This is a genomic window from Acidovorax benzenivorans, from assembly GCF_028680575.1.
In the GTDB taxonomy this organism is placed as follows: Bacteria; Pseudomonadota; Gammaproteobacteria; order Burkholderiales; family Burkholderiaceae_C; genus Acidovorax; species Acidovorax benzenivorans.
In genome coordinates, this window is record NZ_JAPCKI010000007.1 from 64,051 (window position 1) to 79,253 (window position 15,203).

General features: G+C 68.0%; 15 protein-coding genes. 13 read left to right on the forward strand and 2 right to left on the reverse strand.

All coding sequences use genetic code 11. The features are described 5' to 3' along the window. The first annotated feature begins 109 nt into the window (after nucleotides 1–109). The 11 genes from OIN59_RS14035 to OIN59_RS14085 all read left to right on the forward strand — a co-directional run bounded on the left by OIN59_RS14035 (nucleotide 110) and on the right by OIN59_RS14085 (nucleotide 8,920). Entirely contained in the window at nucleotides 110–724 is a 615-nt protein-coding gene (locus OIN59_RS14035) for a LysE family translocator (RefSeq protein WP_274111325.1), read from the forward strand. Then, nucleotides 721–1,641, forward strand: coding sequence for a DMT family transporter (locus OIN59_RS14040; RefSeq protein WP_274111327.1), 921 nt, complete (start codon nucleotides 721–723; stop codon nucleotides 1,639–1,641). The genes OIN59_RS14035 and OIN59_RS14040 overlap by 4 nt, the downstream gene beginning before the upstream one ends. After that, nucleotides 1,638–1,967, forward strand: coding sequence for a DHCW motif cupin fold protein (locus tag OIN59_RS14045; protein ID WP_274111329.1), 330 nt, complete (start codon nucleotides 1,638–1,640; stop codon nucleotides 1,965–1,967). Before OIN59_RS14040 ends, OIN59_RS14045 begins: the two co-directional genes overlap by 4 nt. A 90-nt stretch (nucleotides 1,968–2,057) precedes the next feature. Next, entirely contained in the window at nucleotides 2,058–3,263 is a 1,206-nt protein-coding gene (locus tag OIN59_RS14050) for an aminotransferase-like domain-containing protein (protein ID WP_274111331.1), read from the forward strand. 6 nt (nucleotides 3,264–3,269) lie between these two features. Then, entirely contained in the window at nucleotides 3,270–3,899 is a 630-nt protein-coding gene (locus OIN59_RS14055; protein ID WP_274111333.1) for a glutathione S-transferase, read from the forward strand. 12 nt (nucleotides 3,900–3,911) lie between these two features. Beyond that, nucleotides 3,912–4,775, forward strand: a complete 864-nt coding sequence (locus OIN59_RS14060) for a PhzF family phenazine biosynthesis protein (RefSeq protein WP_274111335.1) — start codon at nucleotides 3,912–3,914, stop codon at nucleotides 4,773–4,775. 167 nt (nucleotides 4,776–4,942) lie between these two features. After that, nucleotides 4,943–5,818 carry a PhzF family phenazine biosynthesis protein gene (locus OIN59_RS14065; protein WP_274111337.1) on the forward strand — a complete coding sequence of 292 codons (876 nt, stop codon included), beginning with the start codon at nucleotides 4,943–4,945 and terminating at the stop codon, nucleotides 5,816–5,818. 23 nt (nucleotides 5,819–5,841) lie between these two features. After that, nucleotides 5,842–6,528, forward strand: a complete 687-nt coding sequence (locus OIN59_RS14070) for a VOC family protein (protein WP_274111339.1) — start codon at nucleotides 5,842–5,844, stop codon at nucleotides 6,526–6,528. A 2-nt stretch (nucleotides 6,529–6,530) separates the two neighbouring features. Then, a complete protein-coding gene (locus OIN59_RS14075; RefSeq protein WP_274111341.1) occupies nucleotides 6,531–7,172 on the forward strand; it encodes a LysE family translocator in 642 nt (213 codons plus the stop codon). Further along, nucleotides 7,169–8,152 (forward strand): threonine dehydratase, encoded by a 984-nt coding sequence (locus tag OIN59_RS14080; RefSeq protein ID WP_274111343.1) that lies wholly within the window; start codon nucleotides 7,169–7,171, stop codon nucleotides 8,150–8,152. The genes OIN59_RS14075 and OIN59_RS14080 overlap by 4 nt, the downstream gene beginning before the upstream one ends. 96 nt (nucleotides 8,153–8,248) lie before the next feature. After that, a complete protein-coding gene (locus OIN59_RS14085) occupies nucleotides 8,249–8,920 on the forward strand; it encodes a histidine phosphatase family protein (RefSeq protein WP_274111345.1) in 672 nt (223 codons plus the stop codon). An 87-nt stretch (nucleotides 8,921–9,007) separates the two neighbouring features. Here OIN59_RS14085 and OIN59_RS14090 read toward each other — a convergent pair whose 3' ends face one another. Continuing rightward, nucleotides 9,008–9,874 carry a creatininase family protein gene (locus tag OIN59_RS14090; protein WP_274111347.1) on the reverse strand — a complete coding sequence of 289 codons (867 nt, stop codon included), beginning with the start codon at nucleotides 9,872–9,874 and terminating at the stop codon, nucleotides 9,008–9,010. 31 nt (nucleotides 9,875–9,905) lie between these two features. Next, nucleotides 9,906–10,265 carry a hypothetical protein gene (locus OIN59_RS14095; protein ID WP_274111349.1) on the reverse strand — a complete coding sequence of 120 codons (360 nt, stop codon included), beginning with the start codon at nucleotides 10,263–10,265 and terminating at the stop codon, nucleotides 9,906–9,908. Nucleotides 10,266–10,375: 110 nt separating this feature from the next. Between OIN59_RS14095 and OIN59_RS14100 the strand changes: the two genes are divergently transcribed. Both OIN59_RS14100 and OIN59_RS14105 read left to right on the forward strand, forming a co-directional pair. Further along, nucleotides 10,376–11,128, forward strand: a complete 753-nt coding sequence (locus tag OIN59_RS14100) for an alanyl-tRNA editing protein (protein WP_274111351.1) — start codon at nucleotides 10,376–10,378, stop codon at nucleotides 11,126–11,128. 297 nt (nucleotides 11,129–11,425) lie between these two features. Then, nucleotides 11,426–15,193, forward strand: coding sequence for a DUF748 domain-containing protein (locus OIN59_RS14105; protein ID WP_274111353.1), 3,768 nt, complete (start codon nucleotides 11,426–11,428; stop codon nucleotides 15,191–15,193). Nucleotides 15,194–15,203 lie beyond the last annotated feature (10 nt).

The following is a 15,203-nucleotide window of genomic DNA, read 5'->3' on the forward strand; positions in this document are numbered from 1 at the left end:
CAATACAGATTTGCAACTGCGCCGACTGTCTGTACTGGTTGTGTATTGGTAGCAAGATTACATTGAAGGCAGACCCCCGACAAGTCCCCCACCCCATCCAGCACCCACCATGAGCGTCGCCGAACTCACCGCCCTGCTGCTGTTTTGCACCGCCATGAGCTTTTCGCCTGGGCCCAACACCACCTTGTCCACCGCGCTGGCGGCCAACCTGGGGCTCAAGCGCGCGCTGCGCTTTTGCTTCGCTGTCCCCGCAGGCTGGACACTGCTCATGCTGGGCAGCGGGCTGGGCCTGGGTGCCCTCATCACCGGCGTGCCCGCCCTGCGCTGGGCGGTGACGCTGCTGGGCGTGGCCTACATGCTCTGGCTGGCCTTCAAGCTCAGCCGCGCCGGCCAGATGACCACCATCGACACCTCGCGCCTGAACGTGACCTTCTGGCAAGGCGTGGGCCTGCAGTTCGTGAACATCAAGGCCTGGATGCTGGCGCTCACCCTGAGCGCAGGCTGGGTGGTCAACGCCGCCGGGCAGCCCGCCGCCAATCCCGGAGAACGCCTGGCCATCATCTGCGGCGTGATGATGGTGTTCGCCTTCACCAGCAATTTTGTCTATGCGCTCGTGGGCTCGCTGCTGCGCCAGTGGCTGGCACAGGGCACACGGCTGCTGTGGTTCAACCGTGCGCTGGCCCTGGTGCTGGTGCTCACTGCCTACTGGATGCTCACGCTATGAACCGCACACAGGAAAAAGAAGCCCTGCTCTGGGGCCTGGTCGGTGTCACGCTGTTTGCAGCCACGCTGCCCATGACACGGCTGGCGGTGGGCTCTACCGATGCGCCCCAGTTGTCCCCCTGGTTTGTCACCTTCGGGCGTGCCGCCGTGGCGGGCTTGCTGTCGATTGGCTACCTGCTGTGGCAGCGCGCGCAAGGGCACCTGAACCGGCCGACCCGGGCCGAGTGGCCGCTGTTGGGCATCACAGCCTTCGGCGTGATCGTGGGGTTCCCGCTGTTTCTGGCACTGGCACTGCGCCATGTGCCCAGCACCCACGGCGCCGTGGTCACGGCCCTGCTGCCGCTGTCCACCGCCCTGCTGGGTGCACTGTGGTACCGGCAGCGGCCCTCGGCAGGCTTCTGGGCCTGTGCGGTGCTGGGCAGCGGGCTGGTGCTGGGTTTCATGGTGTGGCGTGCAGGCGGCCTGTATCTGGGCGCGGCCAACATCTACCTGCTGATCGCCATGACCACGGGTGCCCTGGGCTACATCGGCGGCGCCCGCCTCACGCCCCGCCTGGGGGCCGAGCAGGTGATTTGCTGGGTGCTGGTTTGTTGCCTGCCACTCACCCTGCCGGTGGCATGGTGGTTTGCCCCGGCGGTGCCCTCCAGCATTGGCGCGATGAGCTGGGTGGGCTTTCTGTACGTGGCCTTGTTCTCGATGTGGATCGGCTTCTTCGCGTGGTACCGCGCCCTGGCACTGGGTGCTGTGCGGGTCAGCCAGATCCAGCTGATCCAGCCGTTTTTGAGCCTGCTGTTTGCCGTGCCGCTGCTGGGCGAACACCTGGATGCCGTCACCCTGGTATTTGCCATTGCCGTGATTGCCACGGTGTTTCTGGGCAAGAGGATGCCCGTCCACACCACACCAAGGCCCGCCACATGAAGATGCACCACATCCCGTTTGCCACCACCGACTGGGCCGCCGTGCCGCGCGAAGAAAAAAGCGCGCAGGCTGGCCAGGCGTTCTGGCGCACCCAACAGTTTGGTGATGTGCGCGTGCGCATGGTCGAGTACACACCGGGGTATGTATCGGACCACTGGTGCACCAAGGGCCATGTGCTGTTGTGCCTGAGCGGAGAGCTGCACACCGAGCTGGCCGACGGCCGCCAGTACACCCTGACACCCGGCATGAGTTACCAGGTGGCGGACAATGCAGAACCCCATCGGTCCACATCGCCACAGGGCGCCACCCTGTTCATCGTGGATTGACTTAGCGCCTGAGAGGGCTGCTGCATACCCTTTTTTTGACGACAACTTTGCAACCGTAGCGGCCCAGGCGGCCACCCGCAGGAGACGAGAGTGAAACTGAACGACCTTCCCACCACCAGCACCTGGACCCTGGCACGCCGTGCCGAGCGCATGAACCCCTCGGTCATCCGCGAAATCCTGAAGGTCACGGAAAAGCCCGGCATCATCAGCCTGGCCGGTGGCCTGCCCTCGCCCAAGACCTTCCCGGTCTCCGCATTTGCCGCAGCCTCGGCCGCCGTATTGGCCAACGACGGCCCCGGCGCCCTGCAATACGCCGCCAGCGAAGGCTATGGCCCGCTGCGCCAGGCGATTGCCGACTTCTTGCCCTGGGACGTGGATGCCGACCAGATCCTGATCACCACCGGCTCGCAGCAGGCGCTGGACCTGATCGCCAAGATTCTCATCGACACCGACAGCCGCGTGCTGGTGGAGACGCCCACCTACCTGGGGGCGCTGCAGGCCTTCACGCCCATGGAGCCCAACGTGGTGTCCGTTGCCAGCGACGACCAGGGTGTGCTCATCGACGACCTGCGTGCCAAGGTGGGCACCGGCGCGAACAAGGCACGTTTTCTGTACGTGCTGCCCAACTTCCAGAACCCTACCGGCCGCACCATGAGCGATGCGCGCCGCGCCGAGCTGGTGGCCGCCGCCGCCGAGCTGAACCTGCCACTGGTGGAAGACAACCCCTACGGCGACCTGTGGTTTGACGCCCCTCCGCCCGCCCCGCTCACGGCCCGCAACCCCGACGGCTGCATCTACATGGGCTCGTTCTCCAAGGTACTGGCCCCCGGCCTGCGCCTGGGCTTCGTGGTGGCCCCCAAAGCCGTCTACCCCAAGCTGCTGCAAGCCAAGCAGGCGGCCGACCTGCACACGCCCGGCTACAACCAGCGCCTGGTGGCCGAGGTGATGAAGGGCAACTTCCTGGACCGCCATGTGCCCACCATCCGCGCGCTGTACAAGCAGCAGTGCGAGGCCATGCTGACCGCCTTGACCAAGGAAATGGCGGGCCTGGATGTGCACTGGAACCGCCCCGACGGTGGCATGTTCCTGTGGGTGCGCCTGCCTGAAGGCATGAGCGCGATCGAGCTGCTGCCCAAGGCGGTGGAACGCAACGTGGCCTTTGTGCCCGGCGCGGCCTTCTATGCCGACAACGCCGACCCGCGCACGCTGCGCCTGTCGTTCGTCACGTCGACCGCCGAGCAGATCGCCACGGGCGTTGCAGCGCTGGCCGCTGCCATTCGTGAGCACAAGGGCTGATTCACCATGCTGAGGCTCTGGGGTCGCCTGTCGTCCATCAACGTGCGCAAGGTGGTGTGGGCCGTGCAGGAGCTCGGCCTCCCATCGGTGCAGCGCACCGACGCGGGCGGCCAGTACGGCATCGTGCGCGAGGCGCGCTTTCTGGGCCTCAACCCCAACGGCCTGGTGCCGCTGATCGAGGACGAGGACACGGGCGTAACGCTGTGGGAGTCCAACCCCATCGTGCGCTACCTGTGCGCCCGGCATTCGCTGGGCAACCTGTACCCCGAGGACCTGCGCTCGCGTTTTGTGGCCGAACAGTGGATGGACTGGCAGCAGACCACGCTGAACCCGGCCGGGCGCGATGCCTTCATCCAGTGGATACGGACGCCAGCGGCACAGCGCAGCGAGGCACTGATTGCCGCATCGGTGGCGACCACGGAGCCCCTGCTGGCCATGCTGGACGCCCACCTGGCACACCAGCCCTTCATGGCGGGCGAGCGCTTCACCATGGCCGACATCCCGGTGGGCTGCGAGATCCACCGCTGGTGGGGCTTGCCGCAAGATCGCGCCGCACACCCCCACCTGGAGCGGTGGTACAACACGGTCAGCACCCGACCCGGCGCACGCGGGGTCCTGGACCAATCCCTCTCCTGACCGCAGGCCACCATGCACCAGCGCCCTTTCAAGCAGATCGATGTCTTCAGCGACCGCCCCGGCTACGGCAACCCCGTGGCCGTGGTGCTGGACGCCGACGGCCTGAGCGACAGCGACATGCGCCGCTTTGCGGCCTGGACGAACCTGTCGGAGACCACTTTTCTGCTGCCGCCCACCGACGCAGGGCGCGCGGCCGGGGCTGACTACCGCTTGCGCATCTTCAGCCCCAACGGCGAGCTGCCTTTTGCGGGCCACCCCACGCTGGGCACCTGCCATGCCTGGCTGCAGATGGGCCACAGCCCGCGGCAAGACGGCATGGTGATCCAGGAATGCGCACTGGGCCTGGTGCGCATTGCACTGAGCGGTGACACTCTGGCGTTTGCGGCGCCCCCGCTCAAGCGCAGCGCCCCCAGCCCCGCGCTGGTGCCGCTGATTGCGAGCGCCCTGGGCCTGCGCCCGCAGCAAATTTTGGGCGCGCAGATGCTGGACAACGGCCCCGTGTGGCTGGGCCTGCTGCTCGACAGCGCTGACACGGTGCTGGGCCTGCACCCGGACCACGCCCGCCTGAAGGACCTGGGCCAGGATGTGGGCGTGATCCATGTGAGCCCCGCCGCCAGCAACGCCGCCCAGCCCGGCGCGGTGGTGCGCGCCTTTGCCGCCCCCATGGGCAACCCCGAAGACCCGGTGACGGGCACCCTCAACGCCAGCCTGGCCGAATGGCTGATCGCCGATGGCCTGGCCCCCCGCAGCTACCTGGTGGCCCAGGGCGAATGCCTGGGCCGCGCAGGCCGCGTGCACATCCGCCAGGACGACCACCACCAGCTCTGGGTGGGTGGCCGTGCGGTCACCTGCATCGAAGGCACGGTGCTGCTATGAGCCAGCGCCGCCCCGCCCCGCGCCCCAGCGGCTGATTTCCCCCTCGGCCCCTCGCACGGCGAGGGCTGAGCCACCACGAAGTCATCCCCACCGCCCCCCCGGTGAGCCCCCGGCGTGCCCGGCCCACCCCGCTTCACTGCTCGTTTGATACCAAGGACCTGACCACCATGCACCAACGCCCCTTCCAGCAAGTCGATGTGTTCACCGCCACGCCCTACCGTGGCAACCCCCTGGCCGTGGTGCTGGACGGCACCGGCCTCAGCACCGAAGCCATGCAGGACTTCACCAACTGGACCAACCTGTCCGAAGCCACCTTCTTGTTGCCCCCCACGCCCGAAGGCCGCGCCGCAGGTGCCGACTACCGCGTCCGCATCTTCTGCCCCGGGCGCGAGCTGCCTTTTGCGGGCCACCCCACACTGGGCAGCTGCCATGCGTGGCTCAAGGCAGGCGGCCAGCCCCAGGTGGCTGGCAAGGTGATGCAGGAATGTGGCGTGGGCCTGGTCACGCTGCGGCAGGATGGCGAGCGCCTGGCGTTTGCCGCTCCACCCCTCATCAAAAGCGGCCCGCTGGCAGAAGACGATGTGGCGCTGATCGCACGCGGCCTGGGCGTGGCGCGCGGCGACATCCTGCACCACGCCTGGTGCGACAACGGCCCCAACTGGCGCGGCGTGATGCTGCGAAGCGCCGAACAGGTGCTGGCGCTGAAGCCTGACGCCAGCATCCTTGGCCAGCTGGACGTGGGCGTGGTCGGCCCGCGTGGCAAGGTGGGCGTCATTGGCAGCACCGACGCCGAAGGCATCGCCTTTGAAGTGCGCGCCTTCTTCCCCGGCAACAACGGCCTGGCCGAAGACCCCGTGACTGGCAGCCTCAACGCAGCGCTGGCGCAATGGCTCATCGGCGCCGGGCTGGCCCCCGCCCAATATGTGGCCGCGCAAGGCACCTGCCTGGGGCGCGCCGGGCGGGTGTTTGTGGAGCAGGACGGCGACACCATCTGGGTCGGCGGCAGCTCGGTCACCTGCATGGCGGGCGAGGTGCTGCTGTGACGGCACCCTCCCCGCTTCCCTGCGTGGACCACCTCGTGGTGCTCGCGCCCGACCTGCCAACCGGCGTGGCCTGGTGCGAACGCACGCTGGGCATCACGCCCACAGCGGGTGGCGAGCACCCGCTGATGGGCACACACAACCGCATCTTCAATGTCTCCAGCCCCGCCCACCCGCGTGCATACCTGGAAATCATTGCTATCAACAAAGGAGCTACCCCCGCAATACCAACGGGCGCCAGACGCTGGTTTGACATGGATGATGCCGCCTTGCAACAACAGGTGGAACAACACGGACCACAGCTCATCCATTGGGTGGCCAGCGTGCCCGACGTGGCCGACCGGTGTGCGGCGCTGGCCGCGCTGGACATCGAGCGTGGCCCCATCCTCACCGCCAGCCGCCCCACGCCAAACGGCCTGCTGCAGTGGCAGATCACCGTGCGCGACGACGGCCTGCGCCTGATGGCCGGCTGCCTGCCCACCCTCATCCAGTGGGGCGCCGCGCACCCTTGCGACAGCCTGCCCGCCAGCGGCGTGCAGCTGCTGCAGCTCACGCTGCAGCACCCGCAGGCGGCCACATTGCAAGCGGCGTGCGCAGCCATCGGGATAGGCACCGGCGTCACCATCACCCCCGGCGATGCACCGCGCCTCACTGCGCAGCTCGTCACCCCGCGCGGGCCTGTGGCCATCACATCCTTCACCCCGGAGACCTGACCATGCTGTTTTCGCCGCAAGAACTGCTGCTTTTCGCGCTCGCCGCCCTCGTGCTGGTGCTCACGCCCGGCCCCAACATGGTGTATTGCGTCTCGCGCAGCCTCACCCAGGGGCCGCGTGCCGGGCTCATTTCGCTGACCGGCGTGGTGCTGGGTTTTGTCGTGCACCTGCTGGCAGCGGCACTGGGCCTCACCGCCTTGCTGGCCGCCGTGCCGCTGGCGTTTGATGCCATCCGCTACGCCGGTGCCGCCTACCTGCTGTGGATGGCCTGGCAGGCTGTTAAGCCCGGTGGCGCCGCGCCGTTTGAAGCGCGCAACCTGCCGCACGACAGCCCGCGCACGTTGTTCCTCATGGGGTTCATGACCAATCTCTTGAACCCCAAGGTGGCCATGTTCTACCTGTCGTTCTTCCCGCAATTCCTGCACCCCGAACGCGGCCAGTTGCTGCAACAAAGCCTGACGCTGGGCGCAGTGCAGATCAGCACCAGCGCCGCCGTGAACGCGCTGCTGGTGCTGGGCGCCGCCCGCGTGGCGCTGTTCCTCAACCGCAACGCTGCATGGATGCGCGCCCAGCGCTACTTCATGGGCACCGTGCTGGGCCTGCTCGCCCTGCGCCTCCTCACCGAAAAGAAAGCCACCGCATGAACGCCCGCCTCGACCCCACCGCCCTGCTGCCCACCCTGGCCGACATCGAAGCCGCCGCCCAGGTGGTGTACCGCGACTTCGCCGCCACACCCCAGTACCGCTGGGCACTGCTCAGCCAGCGTCTGGGCACTGACTGCTGGCTCAAGCACGAGAACCACACGCCCGTGGGCGCGTTCAAGATCCGTGGCGGCCTCACCTACTTTGACCAGCTCGCCCAACGCGGCGCGCTGCCCAAGGAGGTCATCAGCGCCACACGCGGCAACCACGGCCAAAGCATGGGCTGGGCCGCGCGGCGCCACGGCGTGGCGTGCACCATCGTCGTGCCGCGCGGCAACTCGCTGGAGAAAAACGCCGCCATGCGCGCGCTGGGCGTCACACTCATCGAGCACGGCGATGACTTCCAGGAAGCGCGCGAACACGCGATCCAGCTCGCAGCCCAGCGCGGCGCCCACATGGTGCCCAGTTTCCACACCGACCTGCTGCGCGGCGTGAGCACCTACTGGTGGGAGTTCCTGCGCGCCGTGCCGCAGCTCGACGTGGTGTACGTGCCCATCGGCCAGGGCTCAGGCGCATGCTCGGCCATCGCCGCCAAGTTGGCACTGCAGCACCCCGTGCGCGTGGTGGGCGTGGTCAGCAGCCACGCCACCACCTACGCCGACTCGCTGGCCGCAGGCCACGTGGTCGAGGCGCCCGTCACCACCCAGCTCGCCGACGGCATGGCCTGCCGCGTGGCCGACCCCGAAGCCCTGGCCGTGCTGGCCCCGCACATCGACCACATCGTGCAGGTGAGCGACGCCGAAGTGGCCGCCGCCATGCACGCCTTGTTCACCGACACGCACAACGTGGCCGAGGGCGCGGGTGCTGCGGCGTTGGCTGCGGCACTACAGGAGCGCGACCGACTCCAAGGCTTGAACGTGGGCCTGGCGTTGACGGGCGGCAACGTGGACGCGCCCGTATTCAGCCGCGTTCTGGCGGGCTGAAGCCCTTGCAGCCTCGGCCGAAAAAGCTACACATTTAATAGCATCGGTCGCTTTTGCGACAAGCGCCTGCGGCGGATTCTGCTCACAATCCGCCGCATGGGAACCCTCTACCTCGTGCGCCACGGCCAGGCCTCGTTTGGCGCAGCAGACTACGACCAGCTCAGCCCCCTGGGCCGCCAGCAGGCGGTGCGCCTGGGCGAACACTGGCGCCAACGCGGGTTGGGGTTTGACGCCGTCATCACCGGCACGCTGCGCCGCCACACACAAACGCTGGAAGGCATTGCCGAAGGCTTGCAGACCACGCCCGAGGCGCTGCAATTGCCAGGCCTCAACGAATACGACAGCCACGCGCTGATCGCCGCCATCCACCCCCAGCCCCTCGGCCCGGCCGACACGCCCGAGCGCTACCGCGCGCACTTTCGCATCCTGTGCGACGCGCTGGCGCAGTGGATGGCGGGCGTCATCAGCCCCCAGGGCATGCCCAGCTGGAACGAGTTTTCGGCTGGCGTGCGCAGCGCGCTGGACCACGTGCGCCACCACCACGCAGGCCAGAACGTGCTGCTGGTGAGCAGCGGCGGCCCCATCTCCACCGCCGTGGGCGAGGTGCTAGGCACCGCGCCCGAGGTGACGATTGCGCTGAACATGCGCATCCGCAACAGTGCGGTGACGGAGTTCTCCATCTCGCCCAAGCGCTTGATGCTGCAGACCTTCAACACACTGCCGCACCTGAACGAGTTGGAGCATGCGCAGTGGGTGACACACGCCTGAGCGCCGATATTTCAGTTTTTTAGTCTTTTAGGCCGCTTGCGCCAGTGGACTATGCGCCGACAGCTATTAAAAATATAGCAATTTAGCTCAACGCAATTGGGGCCCATCCGCCAGGGTAGACAGCGGCAACGCCTGCAGTTCTTGCAGCAGCGCTACCAGTTGCTGCGCTGCAGCGTCCACCACCGCCCGCCCCTTGTCGGCAGTGGCGGCAGCCGCATCGCCCACCGCCCCGGCCGGGTGGTAGTCCTGCATCTGCCAGCCCAGCTTGGCACTTTTGCCGTTGCCCAGGATGGCGTAGCGCTCCGACCGGTCCTGCGACGTGGAGCGGAAGTTTTGCGCATGCTCCATGTGTACGGTGGCAGGCGCCAGGTGCAGCATCATCGACGTCTCGATCTCGCCCGCGTGGATGCCAAAACGATGCTCCTGGGCGCTGAACTGACCGGCCACCGCGTCGGGCAGCGGCAGGCTGAACCAGCTGGCGCTGTAGACGATGAGGCCGCAGCGCGTGCGCAGCTCACGCGCCACGATGTCCATCACGCTCACCTGGCCGCCGTGGCCGTTGAACAGCAGTAGCTTCTTGACGCCCGCGCGGGCCACGCACTCGCCGATCTCGGTCCACAGCGCGATCACCGTGGCGGGAGACAGCGTGAGCGTGCCGGGAAAGCGGATGTGCTCCGGGCTCAGGCCCACGTTCTGCGGCGGCAAGAACAGCACCGGCAGGTCGGCGGGCAACTGCGGCAGCGCGGCATCGATCACGCCCTGCAGCAGCGTGGCATCGACCGACAGCGGCAGGTGCGGGCCATGCTGCTCGACGGCCGCCACAGGCAACACGGCCACCACCTGATCGGCCTGGCCGCTGTGCTGCAGCGCGGCAAAGTCGCGGGTGGACAGGTCAGCCCAGAAACGCGAGGGCAAGGAGAGTGGGGCTAGTTGGGGCGCGGCGGCAGCGGTCATGCCGCGATGTTAGGGCCTGTTCAGGGGCGCGTCACTTCAGCACCATCTTGCCCAGCCAGTACAGCAGGTGCCCCGCGCCCATCAGCAGCAGCGCGGCGGACGCCAGCCCGCTGGCCCTGCGGCCCAGGCCACGGCGGCGCTGCCAGGCGCGCAGCACCAGCGCCACCACCCAACTCACCGCTGCCAGCCCGGCCCACAGCATCCACAACAGCCCCACGCCCAGACAGCCAAAGCTCTCGCAGTACAGCGTGAAGGTGTAGTAGGACAGTGCCCCCAATGCCACGCACAGCCCCAGCAGCAGCACGTCCAGCGTGCGCGAGACCCACACCGCCATGCGCGAGAGCGGGGCCGAAGAAGACGACTGCGGCGATGAAGGCAAGGGCATGTTCATGAAAACCCGAAGGTGGCGTGGTGCGGGATGGGGTGGCAGAAACCCCTGCAGCCCAGCATAGCGCCCGCCCCACCGCCACGCGCTGCCGCCCATCCCGCTACCATCACCGCATGACCCAAGACCTCTTCCGCCAAGACGCCTACCTGCGCGAATGCAGCGCCCACATCACCGCCGTCACCGATGCCGGCATCGTGCTGGACCAGACCGTGTTCTACCCTCTGGGTGGCGGCCAGGCCGGTGACAGCGGCGTGCTGGTGCTAGCGGACGGCACCGACATCGCGATCGCCGACACCCGCAAGGGCAAGGACGCCGAAGGCCACCCCACCAGCGACATCGTGCACATCCCCGCCCCTGGGCAGGAAGACCGCGTGGCGCAGCTCACGCCCGGCACCGCCGTCACGGCCCGCATCGACTGGGACCGCCGCCACCGCATGATGCGACTGCACACCACCAGCCACCTGCTGTGCCATGTGGTGCCGCAGCTGGTCAACGGCTGCTCCATCACGCCCGACTACGCGCGGCTGGACTTTGCGATGACCGACCCGCTGGACAAGGAGCAACTCACCGCCGCCATCGCCACCCTGGTGGCCGCCGCGCACCCGCTCACGGTGGCCTCGATCAGCGATGAAGAACTGGACGCCAACCCCACCCTGGTCAAAAGCATGAGCGTGCAACCCCCACGCGGCACCGGGCGCATCCGCACCATCCGCATCGGGGGCGACAACGACGCACCGCTGATCGACCTGCAGCCCTGTGGCGGCACGCATGTGGCCAATACGGCAGAGATCGGCGCCATCGTGGTGACCAAGATTGAGAAAAAAAGCGCCACCACCCGCAGGGTGGTGCTGGGCTTTGCCCAGTGAGCGAAGCGAAGAGCGCTTTTCTTTGGGGCGGAATCATTTGCACACAGTGCAAGTGAGGCCGCACCAAAAGCCCTTGCCATCAACTACCACCCGCAGGGTGGTGCTGGGCTTCGCCCAGTGAGCGCAGCGAAAAGCTGCCGCAACTCACTGTCAACAATCTTGAACCGCCTCCTCCCACCTGTTGCAATGGCTTACCTCGGCTGACGCACAACGGGGACAATAGGCGGCTCGCGCGCGACCCCTCTGGTTTTTCACCAGTCCCTTCTAGGGTCGCGGCGCCTACCCTAGCCTGCCGCCATGCCGATCTCCCTGCGCTCCGTCTCTTTTGCCACTCTGCGCCAGCACCGCTGGTTCCGCCCCGCCGTCCGCGCGCTGGGGGGCTTGATCGTGTTGTGGCTGGTCACCTGGCTGGCCCTTCCACCGCTGGTCAAGGGCCCGCTGGAGCGCATCGCGTCCGAGCAACTGGGGCGCCAGGTCACGGTGGGGGGTATCGACTTCCAGCCCTGGAGCCTGGAATTCGCACTGCGCGATGTGGCTGTGGCGGGCGCCAACGGTGCGCCCCCGCAACTGACCATTGGCCGCATTTATGCCGATGGCGAGCTGCAATCGCTGCTGCGTCTGGCGCCCGTGGTGGACGCTTTCACCATCGAAAACCCGGTGCTGCGCATCACGCACCTGGGCGATGGCCGGTATGACGTGGACGACATCATCGCCAAGGTCACTGCGCCCAAGAGCGAACCCGAGCCCGACAAAGGCCCCGCACGCCTGGCGCTGTACAACCTGGCGCTCACGGGTGGCAGCATCGACTTCGTCGACAACACCGTCAGCGAGACCCACGAGGTGCGTGCGCTGACGCTGCAAGTGCCGTTCATCAGCACCTTGCCCTCGCAGCGCGAGGTAAAGGTCGAGCCCCACCTGGCGTTCACGCTGGATGGCAGCCGGTTTGACTCGTCCGCCCAGGGCACGCCGTTTGCGCAGACCGGCCAGGCCGACGCGCAGATTCGGCTGGACGGGCTGAACCTCGCGCCCTACCTGGCCTATCTGCCAGCCACCCTGCCCATCAAGGTGTTGGGCGCCACGCTGGATGCGGACGTGAAAGTGGCCTTTGAGCAACACCCGCGCATGGCCGTGAAGCTCACCGGCACCGTACAAGCCAGCGGTGTACGCATCGCAGACCGCCAGGGCGCCGACCTGCTGAGCTACGAGCGCCTGAAGATCGACATGGCCGATGTGCGCCCGCTGGACCAGGTGGTGCGCCTGCAGCATATTGAGCTGACCGCGCCCGTGGTGACTGCCACGCGTGACGCGGCAGGCCAGATCAACCTGGCGCAACTGGCGCCGCCCGCCCCACAGCCCTCCGCGACCAAGGGCAAGACCACTGAACCTGCAGCGCCCGCATCTGCTGAACCCGCGTCTTCCAGCAAATCCAATGCCAAGACCGCCCCCGCCTGGGTGGTGGAAGTCGCCACCGCTGCCGTGCGCGGCGGCACCTTGCGCTGGGCCGACCAGACCACGCGCCCCGCCGCAGCCCTGCAGGCCACCGAGGTCACGCTGGACGCGGCCGACCTGGCCCTGCCCTTTGCAAAGCCCTTTACTTTCAAGGGCGGGCTCCAACTGCCAGGCAGCACCCTCAGCTTTACCGGCGAAGCCACCGACCAGAAGGCCCAGGTCAACGCCACCTTGAACTCGCTGGCGCTGCAGCTGGCGGCGCCCTACCTGGCCCAGGCGCTGGAGCCCACGGTGACTGGCCAGCTCACCGGCGATGTGGGCGTGTTGTGGCAAGCCCCCACACCCCAAGCCGCACGGGTCGGCGCCACGGGTGTCACGATCAAGGCGGGCCCCTTGGCGCTGGAGCAGCTGGCCGTCAAACAGGGCAAGACCACATTGGCCAGCCTGGGCAAGCTCGACATTGCGGGCGCCGAAGTGCCCCTGGACGCGCGCACCGCTACGCTGGAGCGCCTGACCATCAGCCAGCCGCAAGTGGCGGTGGAACGGGGTGCGGACGGGCGCTGGATGTTCGAGCGCTGGCTGAAAGCGGCGCCCACTGCGCAAGGCAGCGCCGCAGCCCCGGCCGACGCCGCGCCCGCCAGCGACACCGCGCCGTGGAAGCTGCGCGTGGCCGATTTCTCGCTGCAAGGCGGCACCGTCTCGCTGGCCGACAACGCCCAGCCGCGCCCCGTGGCGCTGGACGTGACGGCCCTGGGCATCACCGCCCGCAACCTCGCCAGCGACGGCAGCAAGCCCGAAGCCTTCACGCTCACCGCCCGCGCCGCCGCACCGGGCAAGGGCAGCAAGGCCGCGCCGGGCAAGCTCGACTACCAGGGCACGCTGGCCCTGCAACCGCTGGCCACCCAGGGCAAGCTCGACGCCACCCGCCTACCGCTGCACGCGCTGGACGGCTACCTGGCCAGCCAGCTGTCGGTAGAGCTGCTGCGCGCGAATGTGGGCTACCGGGGCCAGGTGGCCCTGGCGCAGACCGACAAGGGCACCAGCCTGCGCCTGAGCGGCGATGTGGTGGTGGAAGACCTGCAGGCCAACAGCACGGCCGCCTTCACCCCCAAGACCGAGGCCCAGGTGGGCGAGGAACTGCTGGCCTGGAAGAGCCTGAACCTGCGCGGCCTGGCCGTGGCCACCGCCCCCGGCACCGCGCCGCGCGTGGAGGTCAAGGAGACCAGCCTGGTGGACTTTTTTGCCCGGGTCACCATCAACGAGGCCGGCCGCATCAACCTGAGCGACATTGCCAAGACCCCGGCCGAGGCACGGGCGGCCAATGCGGCCAGCGCTGCGGCCAGCACGGCCGCCCCCACGACATCAGCCCCCGCCTCAGCCGCATCGGCAACGCCCACCGCACCTGCCCCTGCTGCGGTGGCCCAGGCCGACCCGCTGGCCCCTGTGGTGGTCTTTGGCCCCGTGAGCCTGGTCAACGGCAAGGTGCTGTTTTCGGACTTTTTCATCAAGCCCAACTACTCGGCCGACCTGTCGGAGCTGACCGGCAAGCTCAGCGCGTTCTCGTCCGAAGCCTCGGGTGGCGAGCCCGTGCTGGCCGACCTGGAGCTGCGCGGCCGCGCCGAGGGTTCGGCGTCGCTCGAAGTCACCGGCAAGCTCAACCCCCTGGCCAAGCCCCTGGCGCTCGACATCATGGGCAAGGTGCGCGACCTGGAGCTGCCCCCGCTCACGCCCTATTCCGTCAAATACGCGGGCCACGGCATCGAGCGCGGCAAGCTCAGCGTGGACGTGAACTACAAGGTGCTGCCCAACGGCCAACTCACCGCCAGCAACCGGCTGGTGCTCAACCAGCTGACGTTTGGCGAGCCCGTGGAGGGCGCCCCCAACAGCCTGCCCGTGAAGCTGGCCGTGGCCCTGCTGGCAGACCGCCAGGGCGTGATCGACCTGGACCTGCCCATCAGCGGCTCGCTCAACGACCCGCAGTTCCGCATTGGCCCGGTGATCTTCAAGATCATCGTCAACCTCATCGGCAAGGCGCTGACCTCGCCCTTCAGCCTGCTGGCCAGCGCCTTTGGCGGCGGCGACGAAATGAGCCATGTGCCCTTTGCCCCCGGCAGCGCCACGCTCACGCCCGAGGCGCAGCAGAACCTGGGCAAGGTGGTCAAGGCCCTGACCGACCGCCCCGCACTCAAGATCACCGTGACCGGCATGGCCAGCCTGCAGGACGAACGCGAAGGCCTGCAGCGCGAACACCTGCAGCAAAGGGTGCTGGCCGAAAAACGCCGCGCCAGCCCCGGCGACACCGCCCCCGTGTCGACCGCCGAATACCCCGCCCTGCTCAAGGAGGTGTACCGCCGCGCCGACATCCCGAAGCCGCGCAACCTGGTCGGCCTGGCCAAGGATCTCACCGTGCCCGAGATGGAAGCCCTGTTGCTGGCCCACCAACCCGCCACCGAGGCCATGGCCGCCGATCTGGCCACGCAGCGCGGCCAGGCGATCCGCGCGTACCTGGTGTCGCAAAAGCTGCCGCTGGAACGACTGTTTGTGGCGGCCCCCAAATCGGGCAAACAGCCTGAAAAGTGGACACCTCGTGCGGATTTGAGCCTGGCGACACAATAAGCGGTTGGCT

What these genes read in the sequence shown, in the direction of transcription:
- OIN59_RS14045 (WP_274111329.1), top strand. Translation starts at nt 1,638, where the DNA reads ATGAAGATGCACCACATCCCGTTTGCCACCACCGACTGGGCCGCCGTG.
- OIN59_RS14060 (WP_274111335.1), top strand. Translation starts at nt 3,912, where the DNA reads ATGCACCAGCGCCCTTTCAAGCAGATCGATGTCTTCAGCGACCGCCCC.
- OIN59_RS14095 (WP_274111349.1), bottom strand. Translation starts at nt 10,265, where the DNA reads ATGAACATGCCCTTGCCTTCATCGCCGCAGTCGTCTTCTTCGGCCCCG.
- OIN59_RS14065 (WP_274111337.1), top strand. Translation starts at nt 4,943, where the DNA reads ATGCACCAACGCCCCTTCCAGCAAGTCGATGTGTTCACCGCCACGCCC.
- OIN59_RS14085 (WP_274111345.1), top strand. Translation starts at nt 8,249, where the DNA reads ATGGGAACCCTCTACCTCGTGCGCCACGGCCAGGCCTCGTTTGGCGCA.
- OIN59_RS14080 (WP_274111343.1), top strand. Translation starts at nt 7,169, where the DNA reads ATGAACGCCCGCCTCGACCCCACCGCCCTGCTGCCCACCCTGGCCGAC.
- OIN59_RS14100 (WP_274111351.1), top strand. Translation starts at nt 10,376, where the DNA reads ATGACCCAAGACCTCTTCCGCCAAGACGCCTACCTGCGCGAATGCAGC.
- OIN59_RS14105 (WP_274111353.1), top strand. Translation starts at nt 11,426, where the DNA reads ATGCCGATCTCCCTGCGCTCCGTCTCTTTTGCCACTCTGCGCCAGCAC.
- OIN59_RS14035 (WP_274111325.1), top strand. Translation starts at nt 110, where the DNA reads ATGAGCGTCGCCGAACTCACCGCCCTGCTGCTGTTTTGCACCGCCATG.
- OIN59_RS14040 (WP_274111327.1), top strand. Translation starts at nt 721, where the DNA reads ATGAACCGCACACAGGAAAAAGAAGCCCTGCTCTGGGGCCTGGTCGGT.
- OIN59_RS14075 (WP_274111341.1), top strand. Translation starts at nt 6,531, where the DNA reads ATGCTGTTTTCGCCGCAAGAACTGCTGCTTTTCGCGCTCGCCGCCCTC.
- OIN59_RS14090 (WP_274111347.1), bottom strand. Translation starts at nt 9,874, where the DNA reads ATGACCGCTGCCGCCGCGCCCCAACTAGCCCCACTCTCCTTGCCCTCG.
- OIN59_RS14055 (WP_274111333.1), top strand. Translation starts at nt 3,270, where the DNA reads ATGCTGAGGCTCTGGGGTCGCCTGTCGTCCATCAACGTGCGCAAGGTG.